At 31.6% G+C, this 16,037-nt stretch carries 16 protein-coding genes and 1 pseudogene; 3 read left to right on the top strand and 14 right to left on the bottom strand.

Translation table 11 applies throughout. The annotated features are described in order from the left end of the window. Window positions 1–6: 6 nt before the first annotated feature. The 3 genes and pseudogenes from GQR97_RS14045 to ribB all read left to right on the top strand — a co-directional run bounded on the left by GQR97_RS14045 (window position 7) and on the right by ribB (window position 3,803). A pseudogene (locus GQR97_RS14045) lies at window positions 7–650 on the top strand (LolA family protein). Window positions 651–751: 101 nt separating this feature from the next. Next, a complete protein-coding gene (locus GQR97_RS14040; RefSeq protein WP_158851831.1) occupies window positions 752–2,626 on the top strand; it encodes an LptF/LptG family permease in 1,875 nt (624 codons plus the stop codon). A gap of 16 nt (window positions 2,627–2,642) precedes the next feature. Beyond that, on the top strand, window positions 2,643–3,803 hold the full coding sequence (gene ribB, locus GQR97_RS14035) for a 3,4-dihydroxy-2-butanone-4-phosphate synthase (RefSeq protein ID WP_233267545.1): 1,161 nt from the start codon (window positions 2,643–2,645) through the stop codon (window positions 3,801–3,803). Between the two features lie 73 nt (window positions 3,804–3,876). Here ribB and GQR97_RS14030 read toward each other — a convergent pair whose 3' ends face one another. The 14 genes from GQR97_RS14030 to GQR97_RS13965 form a co-directional block, all read right to left on the bottom strand. Beyond that, window positions 3,877–4,332 (bottom strand): T9SS type A sorting domain-containing protein, encoded by a 456-nt coding sequence (locus GQR97_RS14030; RefSeq protein WP_158849464.1) that lies wholly within the window; start codon window positions 4,330–4,332, stop codon window positions 3,877–3,879. A 118-nt stretch (window positions 4,333–4,450) separates the two neighbouring features. Next, window positions 4,451–5,680: a tail fiber domain-containing protein gene (locus GQR97_RS14025; RefSeq protein ID WP_158849462.1), complete on the bottom strand. Its 1,230-nt coding sequence runs from the start codon at window positions 5,678–5,680 to the stop codon at window positions 4,451–4,453. 17 nt (window positions 5,681–5,697) lie between these two features. Continuing rightward, the gene (locus GQR97_RS14020; RefSeq protein ID WP_158849460.1) at window positions 5,698–6,297 is read right to left on the bottom strand and encodes a hypothetical protein; all 600 of its coding nucleotides are present in this window, start codon (window positions 6,295–6,297) and stop codon (window positions 5,698–5,700) included. Between the two features lie 96 nt (window positions 6,298–6,393). Beyond that, complete coding sequence (locus GQR97_RS14015) at window positions 6,394–7,260, bottom strand: hypothetical protein (RefSeq protein WP_158849458.1); 867 nt, start codon at window positions 7,258–7,260, stop codon at window positions 6,394–6,396. Window positions 7,261–7,306: 46 nt separating this feature from the next. Further along, window positions 7,307–8,359, bottom strand: coding sequence for a BspA family leucine-rich repeat surface protein (locus tag GQR97_RS14010; protein ID WP_158849456.1), 1,053 nt, complete (start codon window positions 8,357–8,359; stop codon window positions 7,307–7,309). A gap of 23 nt (window positions 8,360–8,382) precedes the next feature. Then, window positions 8,383–9,240 carry a DUF4412 domain-containing protein gene (locus tag GQR97_RS14005; protein ID WP_158849454.1) on the bottom strand — a complete coding sequence of 286 codons (858 nt, stop codon included), beginning with the start codon at window positions 9,238–9,240 and terminating at the stop codon, window positions 8,383–8,385. A gap of 21 nt (window positions 9,241–9,261) precedes the next feature. Further along, the gene (locus GQR97_RS14000; RefSeq protein WP_158849452.1) at window positions 9,262–9,609 is read right to left on the bottom strand and encodes a hypothetical protein; all 348 of its coding nucleotides are present in this window, start codon (window positions 9,607–9,609) and stop codon (window positions 9,262–9,264) included. A 38-nt stretch (window positions 9,610–9,647) separates the two neighbouring features. Further along, window positions 9,648–10,304 carry a BspA family leucine-rich repeat surface protein gene (locus GQR97_RS13995; RefSeq protein ID WP_158849450.1) on the bottom strand — a complete coding sequence of 219 codons (657 nt, stop codon included), beginning with the start codon at window positions 10,302–10,304 and terminating at the stop codon, window positions 9,648–9,650. Between the two features lie 18 nt (window positions 10,305–10,322). Beyond that, window positions 10,323–11,216 (bottom strand): hypothetical protein, encoded by an 894-nt coding sequence (locus tag GQR97_RS13990; RefSeq protein WP_158849448.1) that lies wholly within the window; start codon window positions 11,214–11,216, stop codon window positions 10,323–10,325. Window positions 11,217–11,239: 23 nt separating this feature from the next. Next, a complete protein-coding gene (locus tag GQR97_RS13985) occupies window positions 11,240–11,821 on the bottom strand; it encodes a DUF1566 domain-containing protein (protein ID WP_158849446.1) in 582 nt (193 codons plus the stop codon). A gap of 16 nt (window positions 11,822–11,837) precedes the next feature. Further along, complete coding sequence (locus GQR97_RS13980; RefSeq protein ID WP_158849444.1) at window positions 11,838–12,371, bottom strand: hypothetical protein; 534 nt, start codon at window positions 12,369–12,371, stop codon at window positions 11,838–11,840. 33 nt (window positions 12,372–12,404) lie between these two features. Next, entirely contained in the window at window positions 12,405–13,412 is a 1,008-nt protein-coding gene (locus tag GQR97_RS13975) for a hypothetical protein (protein WP_158849442.1), read from the bottom strand. Window positions 13,413–13,432: 20 nt separating this feature from the next. Continuing rightward, window positions 13,433–14,452 carry a Kelch repeat-containing protein gene (locus tag GQR97_RS13970; protein ID WP_158849440.1) on the bottom strand — a complete coding sequence of 340 codons (1,020 nt, stop codon included), beginning with the start codon at window positions 14,450–14,452 and terminating at the stop codon, window positions 13,433–13,435. A gap of 41 nt (window positions 14,453–14,493) precedes the next feature. Continuing rightward, window positions 14,494–15,735, bottom strand: coding sequence for a T9SS type A sorting domain-containing protein (locus tag GQR97_RS13965; RefSeq protein ID WP_158849438.1), 1,242 nt, complete (start codon window positions 15,733–15,735; stop codon window positions 14,494–14,496). Window positions 15,736–16,037 lie beyond the last annotated feature (302 nt).

The raw sequence follows: 16,037 nt of genomic DNA, 5'->3' as shown, positions 1-16,037 counted from the left end.
ATGATAATGAAGAAAATTATTGCACTTTTATTAATTACCCTTTCAGTTAACGCCTTTGCTCAAAATAAAGGAAAAGCACTGTTGAATGAAGTCTCTCAAAAAGTAAAAAGTTATGATAACATTTCAATAGATTTTAAATATGTGTTAGAAAACACGGCCGAAAGTATTAAACAAGTCACAAAAGGTGATGTTGTTATGCAAGGTGATAATTACAAATTAAACATTCTTGGTATTACACGCCTATTCGACGGAAAAACTTTATATAGCATAAGTCCAGAAGATGAAGAGGTAACAATTTCTTCGGAAAATGATGATGAAAACGATGCTATTACACCAAGTAAAATGCTATCTTTTTATGAAGATGGTTACACTTACGCTTTAGATATCGAGCAAAACATTAATGGAAGAAAAATTCAATATGTAAAATTAACACCTATTGATTCTAGTTCGGAAATTAAAACCATCTTGTTAGGTATAGATTCTAAAACAAAAAATATTTATAATCTAATACAAATGGGGAAAAGGGGAAAAACAGTACAAAAACAACACTTACTGTTAATTCTTTTAAAACAAACGAGACTTTATCAAAAACCTTATTTACCTTTGATGCTAACAAGTATCAAGACTATTATATCAATAAATTAGATTAGGTTTCCTTTGAAAATATTAGACCGTTACATATTAACAACTTACCTAAAAACTTTTTTCAGCGTGTTTATTATACTCATGCTGATTTTTTGTTTTACAAACCATTTGGTTATACATTAAAGAACTTGCAGGTAAAGATCTAGAAATAGGTGTTATTTTTAAGTTCTTAATCTATTTTATGCCTAAGCTTATACCATTGGTATTACCGCTTACCATTTTACTGTCATCCATTATGGTGTTTGGTAGTTTTGCCGAAAACTACGAGTTTGCTGCCATGAAATCTACAGGTATTTCATTGCAACGTGCTATGTCGGGTTTAAGTGTTTTTATTGTAGGTCTTGGTATTCTTACTTTTTTCTTTGCTAATAACGTTATTCCTTGGGCAGAAGTTAACTCTTATAATCTCCGACGAAATATAGCCAAAATGAAACCGGCCATGTTACTCGCTGAAGGTCAATTTAACAAAGTCGATGATAACTACAATATTAAATTTGCCAATAAATACGGTGATCGCGATCAGTATTTAGAAGATGTTACCATCCACTTAAAAGCTGCAGATGGACGTACAAATGCCACAACTATTAAGTCGAAAACAGGAGAATTAGCTAGTGCGCCAGATTCTAACGTTTTAAAGCTAATTTTATTCGACGGAAACTATTATAGTGATATCACTAGCAAAAATAAAAAAAGCAGAGAGAAAAAACCTTTTGCAAAAAGTACATTTGAAAAGTATATTATAAACATCGATTTATCGGACCTTAATAAAGTCGATATGGACGAGCAATCTCAAACTGATAAATACAGTATGCTCGATGTTGTAGATTTAAACACTGCAATGGACTCGTTAATTGTACAACAAAAAAACCAAAGCGAAGGCCTTGCTAAAAATTTAATTAATAGATCGAGCGTTACTAAAGTATACCGTAACACTAAAAAACGTACGGACTCTGTTTACACTGGCCCTATTCTTGATGTTTTTGATACTAAAGAAAAATCTAAATTAGTAGAACTCACCCTAAAAGCCGCATCAAGCACACTGCAAACTGTAAGTCAAAAAATTATAACATCTAAAAAAGCAAAAACATCATTTAACCGCCATATTATCTCGTTTCACGAAAAATTCGCGTTAGGTATAGCTTGTATTATTTTATTCTTTGTTGGTGCTCCTTTGGGTGCATTAATTAGAAAAGGTGGTATTGGTTTGCCGATGGTTGTTGCCATTTTATTATTTTTAACTTATCACTTTATAGGGATTTTCGCAACAAACTCTGCTAAAACAGGTGATTTTAATCCTGTTCTAGCCAGTTGGTTTTCAACATTAGTTATGCTGCCTTTGGGCTTTTTTCTAACTAAACGTGCTACTGACGATAAAGGTTTATTTGAAGTTGGAAGTATTATGGTTCCGCTTAAAAAAATCTTCAAAATTAAAGAAAAAGACAGTGTTGATTATAAATTTTTAGGATCTTACAAAAACGAAGAACTTATTGATGTAGTTAAAAATTATGAAGCATTAGGACACGATGAAAACTGCCGTTATGAAGCGCTTAATATTTTAAATGAACGCGGATACAGTATTCAAGATTTAAAAGAATCTAATAGTATTACGATAGATAACCGTTTTAATGCTTCGGAAAAGATTTCTAAAGATTACACCGATCATTCTAAGTTTGCTATTTTCCTTTACGGAACAGCTGCGGTATTACTTATTCTCTTTTTTGTATTTAAGAACAATAAACTACTACCACTTGCAACGGCTTCTATACAATTAAGCGTTGTATCATTTGCTCTTTACGTTGTTTACTACGCAAAAACTATTTTCAATTTAAATAGTTTTTACACCTATATCAACAAAAAAATAAAACGCCCTAACCTTGGTTTACTAATTTTAGGATTACCGTTTTATATGATAACATATCCACTATTGAATGTTAAATTGAAAGAAGATATAAAGCGATTTTGTTTAGATTCTTTGAAATAACAATATTTTATAATACATGATTACAGAAATTATGAACCAAACTTCGAACCCAGATATTAAATTAAACACCATTCACGATGCTATTGAAGACATTAGAAATGGAAAAGTTATTATCGTAGTCGATGATGAAAACAGAGAAAATGAAGGTGATTTTCTGGCTGCTGCCGAAAAGGTAACTCCAGAAGTGATAAACTTTATGGCCACACATGGTCGTGGATTAATTTGCGCACCATTAACGGAAACACAATGTAAAGCTCTTGACCTAAACATGATGGTTAGGAATAATACAGACCCAATGGAGACGGCTTTTACAGTATCTGTAGATTTACGCGGACAAGGAGTAACCACGGGAATATCGGCAGGAGACCGCTCAAAAACCGTAAAAGCATTAATAGATCCATCTACAAAGCCACAAGATTTAGCAAGACCTGGACATATTTTCCCACTAGTAGCAAGAGAAGGTGGTGTTTTAAGACGAACTGGCCACACGGAAGCTGCAATAGATTTTGCTCGCTTAGCAGGTTTACAACCAGCAGGTGTAATTGTTGAAATAATGAATGAAGATGGTACCATGGCACGTTTACCTGAATTGTACAAAATTGCACAAAAACACGATATAAAAATTGTTTCTATTGAAGATTTAGTGGCTTATAGAATGCAACACGACTCTTTAATTGAGAAAAAAGAAGATTTCGAGATTGAAACTCGCTTTGGAAGTTATAGACTAAGAGCTTACAAACAAACCACTAACAACCAAATCCATATAGCTTTAACAAAAGGCTCTTGGACCGATGAAGAAGCTGTGCCAACTAGAATAAACTCTACGCTTATAAATAACGACATTTTAGGAACGCTTACAAACAATGTAGACGCACAACTAGAAAACATGTTTAAGGTTATTAATAAAGAAGGAAAAGGTGCTATTATCTTTATAAACCAAGAGGTACAATCAATGAATATTTTAAGTCGATTAGCTTTTCTAAAAGATAATCAAGCTGAAAATAGTGTTACTAAAGCTCCAAAAATAAACATGGATAACCGTGATTTTGGTATTGGCGCGCAAATATTACACGACTTAAACATACATAAATTACGCTTAATTTCTAATACCGAACAAACCAAACGTGTTGGTTTAATTGGTTACGGTCTAGAGATTGTGGATTACGTTAAGTATTAAAAAAATTAAATTTAATCAATACAAAATGAGTGATTTACGACCCATTTTGTATTGATTATTTTATTATGAAGCATTATTCAATAATGACCTTTTTTGTTATATGCTTAATACCGGAAAAAGCTTTAAGTAAATAAAGTCCTTTTGATAAATCTTCTACATTTATCTTTTCGTAATTATTAGAACTTAAAACTTTCTTTCCAGACAAATCGTATATTTCAAACCGATCTACATCAATTTTAGATTCTACATTAATATAATTAGATGTTGGATTTGGGTATATTTTAAACCCTAATCCAAACTCTAAATTGTTTGAAGATAAAGTGATTTTATCCATATCTCCATTGATAAAGCCTTCGGAAAGAAGAATATTATCAGCACTTAATTCTTGTACATTAACTTCTCCAATGGTATAAATCATTTGAATGCCATCAGCACTTGTTGATGCCCCTCCAGAATCGATGCTATATTTTTCTATGCTTTGAGAATATCCTAAATAGGTAATAAGTAAACTTAATATTGTAGTTTTCATAATCTTTGTTTTTTTCAATGTTTTTTTTAATCACAGTTTAATATGTCTACACTAATCATACTTAAATAATAAACAGAACGGTACATTTATCATTCTGTATTTCAGATGATTATCAGAATCAATTATTTAGAACTTCCAAATTCTCTAATTGTTTTGATAATTTCATTAAGTCATTTTCTACATTATCAATTTGAGAATTCTGCTTATCAATTATAAGTTGTTGCTCTTGCAAAGCCTTAATTAATAGAGGAATAAATTCAGAATAAGACAGGGTTAATACGTCAGGCTCTTTTAAATAGTTAGTAATACTTGGAAATATATTTTGAACTTCTTGAGATATTAAACCCATACTGCGCTTTGTATTTACTTGGTTTTTTATTAAGTAGCTCACCGGATTTAGTTCCATAATTTTATCTAATATCCCATTTTCTAAAGATGTGATATCTTTTTTAAGGCTTCTATCAGAAAAAGTGTTATAAGTTCCATTTGTATGATCAAAATACCCTAAAAAATCACCATTATAACTCAGGCTTAATGGACCTTCTGAATACACATAGTATTGCCATGAGGAACCGCTAATTGCATTCGTAATGCTAAAAGTATTTTCACTATTTTCAGGTGTTGGCGAACCATCTTTTAAGACAACTTCAAATTGACTTGAAGGAGAGCTAGAATTAACACCGACTTTCCCTTCTGCGTCAATAGTTAATCTAGGAATGGCTTGCGTAACTAAATGTGCATTACCAGTTTCATTTCCAAAACCCGTACCAAATTCCAAATCATTTACATCTGAAAAAATCCCTGAGTAGCCCTTATAACCATTGGAATTAGAAAATGACATAAAATTAATATTGTTCGTTGTTCTAATTGATAATGGGTTTGAAGAACTGCTATTTACTATAACTCTCTCAGAATTATTATTTGCAATATTATTTCCGGTTTGTGTCCAATTTAAATTACCGGTAGTTTCAGAATGTTTGGCATAAGGTACAGCCTTAAACTCTGTTGTTCCCATATCTACAAAACCATCACTTTTATCAATTAAAACGTTTAGAAAATGAGTGTCGTTTCCCCACTCTATATTAGTGAAATCTGGACTTCCAGAAATTAAATTACCTTCTCCTATATTGACAACTATAATGCCGTTATCGTCTGTAGTTGGTTCGTGAATTTCGGAATATACATTGGTTTGAGCAATACCTTTTAATATATTAAACTGCACTGCTATTTGACTGTTATCTATTAAATTACCACTTCCGTCTTTTATAACAGCCTTATAATTAATACCGTTTTGAGCAAAGCAAATTGAAGTAATAAAAAAAACGAGTAATGTGATTGATGTTTTCATAATTAAATAGTTTTAAATTATTTAGTTCCAAATAGTTTTTCTGCATCAGAATATCCAACACTACTAAAGCTGAAAGGCGTTAAAGAAATAGTCGCCATGGTTTGGTCTGCCAACTGATTTTCTTCAAAACGAATTTCCATATTTGATACCTCTGCAGTTCCGGAGGCTGTTGGGTTAGATAAATCTAAAGTGCCGGTGATTTTACTTTCTGGAAGGCGCTTCCCTCCTTTTATTTTAAGTTGATACATGGCGCTCATATTACCTCCTACCCTTTTTGGAGTTTTAAGTATGGCTGTAACTTCTTCTAAGACATTGCTATCTCCATCATAAAAAAGTTGAACACTTTCCTTTCCTTTTTCTAACTGTTTAGTAAAAGTGATAATCGCTGTACGTTTTTGTGTTTTTTTATGGCGACTTACAATTCCAGACGCTTTAGTATAACTCCAAACTTCACCATTAATGTTACATAGAAAAGTACCTTTTGGCGTTTTATTGGTTACAGGTGACGTTTCTTTTTTAACCGCTTTTGGTTTGTTATTTTCAACCACTATTTTTGTTTCGTTTTTACAAGACAGAACAAGTATGGTAAGTAGTAAGATGACCTTGTATGTTTTCATGAGTTTAGATTAAAGTTTATATAGCATATAATTAAATTTATTACTAACCTTAATTAAGGTTTTCATAGCATTATTAAAACAAATACAAGATTGAAATCACCTATATGTACCACACATACATGGATAATTCGTATTTGGACCAACCCCATTAAATACTTTTAAATACGTTTTAAAAGGATTACTCCCGTTTTCTATAAAAGTTGAATCTTCGATACGTATTTCCCCTGTTGTTCCACGGCCACTATCTCCAGCGCTAATATTGAGCCCATGAGCATTATTTTCATGAGCACTTGCAAAATAGGTATTACCTACATTATAGGTAACTGGTGTAATTGCCCAAAATCGTACTTGATTAATACTATTTAAATTAGTTTCATCATAGTTTCCTAAAATTATGGCTTGGGTTATTTGCTCTAAAGTAAAAGCACGTACATTAGGGTCTCTAGGATAGGCTGCTTCACACATTTTTTGTGCAGCCTGCCACCCATGCTTTTCATTAAATTGAAATCTTGCATTAGAACTTATTAAACTTCTTCCTAAAATATAAGGTTCAGGAAGTTTAATAATTTTTTCCGCAATTTGAGCATGCTTCGCATATGGCACAGACATAAACTCCGTAGTTCCCATATCTACAAAACCTTCTCCAATATTAATATACACACTAAGAAAGTGTCTACCACTTGCCCAATCTATATCTGCAAAAACACCGCTATTTACAGTACCTTCACCTATGTTAAGTATTACTAACCCATTAGCATCGGTAGTTGGTGTATGCGTTTCTAAATAATTATTGTCTGAAGGATTAGATATGCCTGTGCGAATAGCAAACTCAACTTGTATTAAATCGTTGGCTACTACATTGCCACTAGCATCTTTAATAATGGCTTTATAGTTAATACCTTGTTGGGCAAACGTGAAGATTGAATTTACAAGAATAAAGAGGATAATTGATAGTTTTTTCATGATGGATTAATTTTAGTTTTTACTTTTTATATATAAATTTGTGACCTTACAAACCAAAGCATCCTTGCGTAGGGAGATTAGCTGATGTTAATGCAGATCCTAAAGCGAAATCTTCACATCGTATTACATTACTTGTATTCCAACCAGATAAATTTTGATTAAAAACTGTTGCATTTTCAAACGTATTTCTCATATCTTCTACATTGCTAACATCCCAATTACTAAGATCTGCGTTAAAAATACTTGCTCCTTTAAACACATCATCCATAATGGTTACACTGCCAACATTCCAATTACTAAGATCTCCGTTAAAAGCACTTGCTCCTGCGAACATACTTTGTAATTGTATAACATTACCAACATCCCAGTTACTTAAGTCGCCATTAAAAACGGATGCACCTGAGAACATAGACGCTATAACTGTTACATTACTAACATCCCAATTACTAAGGTTTCCATTAAACGCCCATGCAGAAGTAAACATTAACCCCATATCATCTACATTACTAGTGTCCCAAGTACTTATATCCCCATTAAAGGCTCTTGCATGAGCAAACATAGCAGACATATTTGTTACGTTACTGGTATCCCAGCTACTAAGATCTCCATTAAACTCCCATGCAAATGAGAACATACTAGACATATTTGTTACATTACTTAAGTTAGGAGCATCTGTAGCCGTGTATGTTAAAAATCTGCACCCTTCGAAAGCATCTATCATAGATTCCCATTCTATACCACCCCATTGTTCTATAGTTCGTAATTTGTCTGGGGTACTGTTAGTTCCTCCACCACTAAATCTAATAGCAGGAAAGGTTCCTGAGATTTCAACAGTATATGTACCAGGCATTTCATAGGTATGCCTAGCATGATCTGTTAGGTTATTATCAGTTGTACCGTCTCCCCAATTTACGGTGTAGCTATACGTATATCTACTATCTATAGGTATTCTAATATTTTCATTATCGGTAGTCGTTAACCAAGTCGTGATAAATGGTCTATCATCACTATTAGCAGAGGTATCATCATCTCCACCTCCACAATTAAAAAGTGTGATGGATAATAAAAGCAATATTGTATATCTAAGTGTCTTCTTCATAGTAATATGTTTTATTTATTTGACTACATGAGTTTTTTATAACTACTAGTATTAATGGTCGTGTTATTTTTTTCTAGTTTTATACAGGTCATTTTTATGGGTTTATCTTTTTTTCTAGAGGTATCTACCATATCCATTTCTAATGTTAAGCCCGTTAATAATTTTTTAAAAATGACATCTTGGGATTGAGTAGGATCTGATTTGTACATATGCTTCGAAAAAGAAATTCCAGCATCTTGAGTTACCCATACAGTACCTTCAACCGTATCCCCTTCTACTTTATAACCTTCGCAGGTGTAGCCTAGTATAGTTTTTGTAGTTCCTGTTGGAGTTACTTTGATATTAGTTTGGTCAATCATATAATTTGATGACTTGTCCAAATTAAGCCCCATAGAGATACGGGTTTTATCACCTTTATTATCCATTAATGTATGTATTGTTTTTTGAGTCAAATCCATCACACTAATGGTGGTGTTTTTAGCATTACCATCTAGTATTTGGGTCGCAAAATAATCACCAGATGGTGTTAAATAATAATCTAAATTAGTATTACGATTACCATCTTCAATTTGCATGGTATATATATGTGTAAATGTATATGTGCCTGCTGGCTCTACGGCCGATTTTGATACTATGGGATTGTTTTCTTTATTCTTTTTCTTGGGCGTTTTATTGAATGTAGAATCGAATGCTTTATTGGTTTCTTTTTCTGTTTTTTCCTCTACTTTTTTCTCTACTGTTTTTTGTGCAGCGTTTTCTATAGTATTTCCTAATTTTTTTAAAAATTGTGCATTTGTAGTTGTAGTAAAACAAAATGCAATAGCCAGTAAAATAACTTTGGAAACATATAATATGCGTGTATTGTTTTTTGAGGTTTTCATTTTTTAAGTTTTATGGATTAATTATTCATCAACTCGTTTTGCTTCTTTTATTTTTTTACTCATTACTTTTCCTAGTGAGTCTTTTTGCTTTTCAGTAAGATTTTTAGACTGTAAATAATATAGATTTTTGTATTCTGTTTTTTGTTCTGCAGGTAAATCCATTTTATCTACCATTTCTAAAAAACTCAATTTTTTCCCATCTTTATTGCCATCTAAATTGCTACCAAAAATATCGGTTAAGGTTCCTGCTCCCATGTCTAAATAGTTACTTTTATTAACTTGCGTACTGTCTGTTTTTTTTTCTTGGGCTTGTGATATGGCAGATGCGCTTATGGTAAATACAATTAATAGTTTTTGTAATCGTTTCATGATTTTTATTATTAAAATTTTCTAAATAATTATTTTAACTAAAAACAACGACCTAACGTGGGTAGGTTTGATATTGTTAAGGCTGAACCTATTGAAAAGTCATAACAATTTCTTACGTTTCCTGTAGCCCAATCACTTAGATCTTGATTAAAAGAACTAGAGTTCCGAAACATATCGTTCATATCAATTACATTACTAACATCCCAACCACTTAGGTCTTGATTAAAAGAACTAGCTCCCCGAAACACACCTCTTAGACTTGTTACACTACTTAAGTTAGGTGCATCTTTTGTATTTAATCTTAGATTTACACATCCAGAGAAAGCATAATACATAGACTTCCAAGCTATATTGCCCCAACTTTCAATAGTTTGGAGTTTGGCGGCATTATTAGGGCTTTCATAATTATAAATAGCAGGAAAATCTCCGGTTATACTTACTGTATGTGCTCCTGCTGTAGCGTAAGTATGAGAAACAGTTCCAATAGCATTATTAGAAATTGTTCCATCTCCCCAATCTACTGTATAATTATAGGTATAACTTGAGTTTGTGTAAATAGTAATATCTTCGTTAGATGCGGTGGTTTGCCAAGTGGTTACAAAGCCTTGGTTTTTATTACCATTATCGTCGTCTTTACTACATGATATCAGCAATAACACACTTAAAATTGTGATGGTGTATTTTTTAAAATTCATTTTTATCTGTTTAATTAATTAATATATTTCGTATGTCCAATTGTAATAGGTTGTATAGGTATCAGAATCTGTACCGGTAGTATAACTTACCGTTCTTTCTGACGCTATTGGATAATTACCTTCGTTATAAGCATACTCATTTTGAGTTACTTGTGAATCTCCTGAGGAAAATCTCTGATTGATTGTGATTACATTATTTTTACTGTAATAATAAAGTGCTTGATAGCCTATTTGGTTTCCTAAGGTTCTAGAACCAGTTATACTTATTAAATTAATATTGCTAGTAGTACCCGTTTTTGTAAGTGTATTATAATACGGGTTTAGTTTATCATCATAGATATAACTTACGGTTTCTGTAGTTGTAAATGTTTCACCATCTACACTACCTGATGTTCTTTGCTGTATAATATTATCCTTATCATCAAAAGCAAATTCTATTTTATAATACTTATTATAATAAATAGGATTGTATTCTAAAATAGAGTCTACTTTATTATTGCTATTATATACAACCGTTGTTTGTGAAGTACCTGTAACACCAACATTTGGTGTGTAAATAGAATTAATTTGCACCGTTTTTCCGTCATTAATATATACTACATCACTTTCTCTTGTACCTCTACTATTTAATATAGTTATTGTAGACATCCTTCCTTGCGAATTGTAGGTGTATGTGGTATTTCCGTTTTCAATAATATTATTATCTGCATTATATTTTACTTGGTTATTTTCTGTATTTGATTCATAATCTGTTAATAGATTTTTTGCATTATATACAAGATTATACTCATCTGCATTTATAGCATAAGTCTTTACACGAATGCCATCTTCTAGATTATTTACATCATCATTTTTACTACAACTAATAAGGGTAGCGATTATAGTGATTAAGAGTATTCTTAAATTTTTCATGTGTCATTTTTTATATCTTTTTATTAAAAAGCTCTAATTGGCCTAATATTTTGTATGTATGTTTTATAATATGTTTTTGTTAAGCCCGTATCAAATTGTATTAACCAAGCATTTATTTCGACTTCTTCACTAGAGCTCCAATAGTTAGACCTGTCGTCATCTAAAGTTTTAAATACTTCACCTTCATTAGCAATAGCTGTCGCATTAATCTTGTTTTTGTTTGTGTATATTAGGTTAAGTTCATCTAAACTAGGTAGGTACCAATCTGCATACTCATCATCTTCAAAGTTTAAACACAATTTTGCAGCTGTATCAATATCTGGATATGCAGCGGTAATAGCTAGGGTATTTGCTAACCCAGAACCTATAATTTGTTCAGTATTATTTAATAGTACATCGTTATAACCCCATCGCATTGGTTGAATCAAATCTTTTGTTGCACAAACAAGACCATGCTCACCCGTATCATCTACATAAAATACAATACCGCCTTCGTGAAAATTACCAATTTGTATGTTTTCTGAATTATCATCATCATTTTTACTACAGCTAGATAGTATCAATATGCTTGTTAAGCATAAAATGATTTTAAATATATTTTTCATAGGTTCTAGATTTTAGTTATAATGAAACTATTTCTGTGTCGTGCTCACCTATGTATATGGTAAGCTCTTTTGATGTGGTGTTTGATACTCCAGATTCTCCTCCAAAATCTGATACAAAAAATCTAAAAGTGTCTGATATATTCTCGCCATTAGATTCAAACGTTCCTGCAAGTATATTTCCTGTTAAGGGATTATTGGAGTTACCTTCCCACTTAATAATTTTATTTATCGATGAAACATTCGTTACTGTCCATGGGCTTGAAACGGTAGAATCAAACTCTATAAAATCGTCATCTGGCAATTGCCATTCTATAAGCTTAACACCTCCATTGTCACTACCAGAAAAGATGAAATCATATTCGGCATCATGCTTTAAATTAAGCTGTATATTATCATAATCTGTATCTTGATCAAATACATATTCAAACCCGTCTCCTGTTATTCTAAATGAGAAGGTTGGTGGAATATTATCGGTTTCTGGAATATCAGTTTCGCAGCTTTGTGCTGTTATTAATAAAAAGATTAAAAGAAAGTAGATTGTTTTTTTCATGATTATTTATTTTAATTTTTAAAAGCCTCTTTTCTAATTTTTCACTACAAAAACAGCATTAGCACTTGCATAGTTACTACCGTCTGTTAAAAATATTTCTTCTCCATCTTTCCAAATTTTTGCAATATCATTTTCATTATTAGACTCGTAACCAGATAGGTAAATATTATCATCTAAAACAGAAATCGAATAAAGTTTAGAACGATTTAAACCATCTGTTATAGGGACTTCAATGCCGTTTTTCCACATTTTTACCACTCTAATGATATCATTACTTGCAAAACCAGTGACATACACATCACCACCTACTGCATATATATCAGTTGTTTCAGTGTCATAAACCCCATCGCTTAAGGCTGTTTCTACTCCGTTTTTCCACATGGTAGCCACTTTTACTGTACCATTATCTTTGTGTCCTGATACATATACATCACTACCTAAAACATATACAGATGTTGCTTCTGCATCGGTAGTTCCATTTGTTAATGGAATTGGTATTTCATTTTTCCAAATTTTAGCGATATATCCAAATCCATCATCTTCTTCAAAACCTGCCACATATACATCGTTGCTAGAAACAAAAACGGAATTTGCTGATGAAAAATGATTCCCATCAGTTAAGGCTACCTCTATGCCATTTTTCCAAAGTGTTGCATCTCCATTTTTATAGCCAGTAACATAAACATCACCTTCTGAAACATATAAAGATGTTGGTCTTGCATTATTAGTACCATCGGTAAGCGCTATTTCTAGGCCGTTTTCCCATATTTTAATAACTTCATTAGCACCATTCGATTCGTAACCTAAAACATATACATCGTTATTCACTATATATAAATCGACTACTTCTGAATAATAAGAGCCATCTGTTAAGGCTATAGCTTCACTATTTTTCCACATTTTAGCTACCTTTCTTAATCCGTAATCTTCAAACCCTGCAGCATAAACATTTGTTTCGGATTTAGAAACTGAATCTTTACTACAAGCCGTTATTATAGTTATAAGTATTATTAATGCTATTTGTTTAATAAATGCTTTCATAAGTAGTTTATTTTGAAAAATTAATTTAGAGTTATAGTATTTATTGTTCCTACTCTATTTTTTAAAGTAGCCCCTGGTACTTGACGTAAACCTCCAAAAATCCATATAGCATTATTGTAGTTTAACGCAGCAAAGTTTTGAAGGCCATCCTCTGCTGGAAGTGGTTCGTACCTAAACCATGCTTCACCATCATTAGAATACCAAAGTCCCATACCCGTAATTGTTGATGTATTATTTCTACCACCAAAAACCCATAGTTTGTTTTCGTAAACTATAAAGGCATGACCTGCTCTTGGCGAAAAAATAGTACTACTGGTATTTACTTGGGTCCAGTTTATACCATCTGAACTTTTCCATATTTCATTAAAAAAGTCAGACCCCCAACTTCCACCTGTTACATAAATTTCGTTATTGAATACAGTTGAACTAAAATCGTCTCTGTAAGGAAATGCATTATCGGTTTCTCGTACCCATGAAATACCATCACTAGAAGACCAAACGGTACAACCTGGGGCACTTTCGTAGTAACCATCTTTAATAAGATACAATTTGTTATTAAAAACAACTGTACTATGAAATCCTATAGTTGATGTACCAATAATATCATTAGTAGCTAGAGTCCAGGTTTCACCATCTGAAGAATACCATACGTCACTCAATGCTTCATAGACACCAGAATCATTTTCTGTAAAACCACCTATGACCCACATTTTATTATCAAAAACTGTAAGTGTATGTTCAACACGCATTGGAAATTGATTGCTTGTAACTGACAACCAGTTTACGCCGTTTGTACTTTTCCAAACATCACTACCAGCACTTATATTAGATTGGATAATACCACCAATTGACCAAACTTCACTATTAAAAATAACCATTTTATTATGAGAAAAATTTTCCATTTGGTCTTGATTGGTTTCTACATTAAAGGTTAATGTAAAGTCTTCAGTATCATCATTACCTTTGTTATCATCATCCGAACAAGATGTACAAATTAAGAATAGAACTAATGAACATAAACTGAGTATTAAAGTTTTCATGTGGTTATTTTTTTAGTTATTATTAGGCTATTCTATCTGCCCTATTTAATTATTAACTTTTTTATAGTGTGCGTATGGTCTGAACTTAATTTTAGAAGAAACATACCTGAGTCTAAGTTTGAGATATCTATATGTTCTGTTTGGGTTGTTTTTAATACTTGTTTCCCTAACAAATTATACAATTCAACGGAGAGAATTGGTTCTTTAGAAAGGATGTTTAAGTAATGAGTTGCTGGATTGGGATAGACACTAACTGAAGCATTTTTTTCATAATTATTAACCTCTAATGTTTCAGACTCTGACCAGAAATTAACTATTCGTAAAAACCCTTTCCATTCATTAGGTTCCATAGCTATATTCCAGTTTTCATAGATGAATTCTATTTCGTTATCATTGGAGTCGTATGTTTTTACATGTCTATAGGAATTAACCCAATCTCCCAAGGTAGTACTCCAATTTTGCATTACTAATTCTGTTAGATTTTCATTGGTGTAGCTATACAGAAATCGTTCTGTATTCACATATTCTGAGGATGCCCATAACTGCGTTATACTTCCTTCTATAAGTCCTTCAGAAGTATAAGTGATAACTGTTTTTTTGTATGGAGATTCTGAAAACATGCCAGTAGTCGCATTAAATCCAAAATATTCAATATTTTTATGTTGATTATTTATATTATATGTATACTCAATTTTTTCATTATTATCCCAAACACCAAAATCTGGAAAGTAAATTTGATGTATTTCAAAATCCAATAAATTGTCTGAATAGTTATAAATAAATTGTTTTTCTGGTACAAACTCCATCAATACAGAGTTGTATTGATATTGCGTTTTGGTATTAAGGTAGTTGTTCACATAATCTTTAGTTTCCTTTTGATAATTTCCCCAAACACCATTATTGTATAAAAAATATTGATGTTCTATTTCGTTTTGGTTGCTATCAAACAGGTAAACATGTTTATACTTATCATTCCAACCTGTGTTTGGACTATTCCAGTTTTGTTGAATGTTCTCTTCTAAAAGATCACTAGTTGTGTAAACTTTATTGAATTGATAATAATTAGCCCAAGTATTACCACTAAGAAACTGCCGACGTAGATTCGTTTCATTACTTCCTCCATCATCATAAGTGAGATACTCTCTTGTATTATGTTTCCAATTATCATTGGTATTATCCCATTGAAATAGATGAATGGAATCTTTCCTAAACTCAGTTTGAGCATTAAAGTTGAAAAATGCTAAAATGAATATTAATAAAAATAATGTGTATTTCCGTTTCATAATTATTACTTATCAAAGCTTATTTTTTTAATTACTTTATTTCTGTTAAGAATTATTAAAGTGTACGCTCCTTCATCTAAATTGTTAACATTTAGATATATAATATGTCTTGGGAATGATTCTATTTCTCCTTTATAAGTTTTATTTTTTTTAATCACTTATTAATTGAGTAACATTATTGCTATTAATTCCTTCAAATGTAAACGTGTTATAAATAATTATTTATAACGCACGTAACAATAGCTATAAATTATGTAACAAGTGAGTATTAGCAAGGGTTTAAGAAGACTGTTTTTTTACTA

Source organism: Algibacter sp. L1A34 (assembly GCF_009796805.1).
In the GTDB taxonomy this organism is placed as follows: Bacteria; Bacteroidota; Bacteroidia; order Flavobacteriales; family Flavobacteriaceae; genus Algibacter.
This window is presented reverse-complemented; position numbering and strand designations above follow the sequence as displayed.

Coding starts and splice junctions, on each gene's coding strand:
- GQR97_RS13985 (WP_158849446.1), bottom strand. CDS start 11,821: ATGAAAAATATATTTAAAATCATTTTATGCTTAACAAGCATATTGATA.
- GQR97_RS14030 (WP_158849464.1), bottom strand. CDS start 4,332: ATGAAAACTACAATATTAAGTTTACTTATTACCTATTTAGGATATTCT.
- GQR97_RS13975 (WP_158849442.1), bottom strand. CDS start 13,412: ATGAAAGCATTTATTAAACAAATAGCATTAATAATACTTATAACTATA.
- GQR97_RS13990 (WP_158849448.1), bottom strand. CDS start 11,216: ATGAAAAATTTAAGAATACTCTTAATCACTATAATCGCTACCCTTATT.
- GQR97_RS14005 (WP_158849454.1), bottom strand. CDS start 9,240: ATGAAAACCTCAAAAAACAATACACGCATATTATATGTTTCCAAAGTT.
- GQR97_RS13970 (WP_158849440.1), bottom strand. CDS start 14,452: ATGAAAACTTTAATACTCAGTTTATGTTCATTAGTTCTATTCTTAATT.
- GQR97_RS14000 (WP_158849452.1), bottom strand. CDS start 9,609: ATGAAACGATTACAAAAACTATTAATTGTATTTACCATAAGCGCATCT.
- GQR97_RS13995 (WP_158849450.1), bottom strand. CDS start 10,304: ATGAATTTTAAAAAATACACCATCACAATTTTAAGTGTGTTATTGCTG.
- GQR97_RS14010 (WP_158849456.1), bottom strand. CDS start 8,359: ATGAAGAAGACACTTAGATATACAATATTGCTTTTATTATCCATCACA.
- GQR97_RS13965 (WP_158849438.1), bottom strand. CDS start 15,735: ATGAAACGGAAATACACATTATTTTTATTAATATTCATTTTAGCATTT.
- ribB (WP_233267545.1), top strand. CDS start 2,643: ATGATTACAGAAATTATGAACCAAACTTCGAACCCAGATATTAAATTA.
- GQR97_RS14025 (WP_158849462.1), bottom strand. CDS start 5,680: ATGAAAACATCAATCACATTACTCGTTTTTTTTATTACTTCAATTTGC.
- GQR97_RS14020 (WP_158849460.1), bottom strand. CDS start 6,297: ATGAAAACATACAAGGTCATCTTACTACTTACCATACTTGTTCTGTCT.
- GQR97_RS13980 (WP_158849444.1), bottom strand. CDS start 12,371: ATGAAAAAAACAATCTACTTTCTTTTAATCTTTTTATTAATAACAGCA.
- GQR97_RS14015 (WP_158849458.1), bottom strand. CDS start 7,260: ATGAAAAAACTATCAATTATCCTCTTTATTCTTGTAAATTCAATCTTC.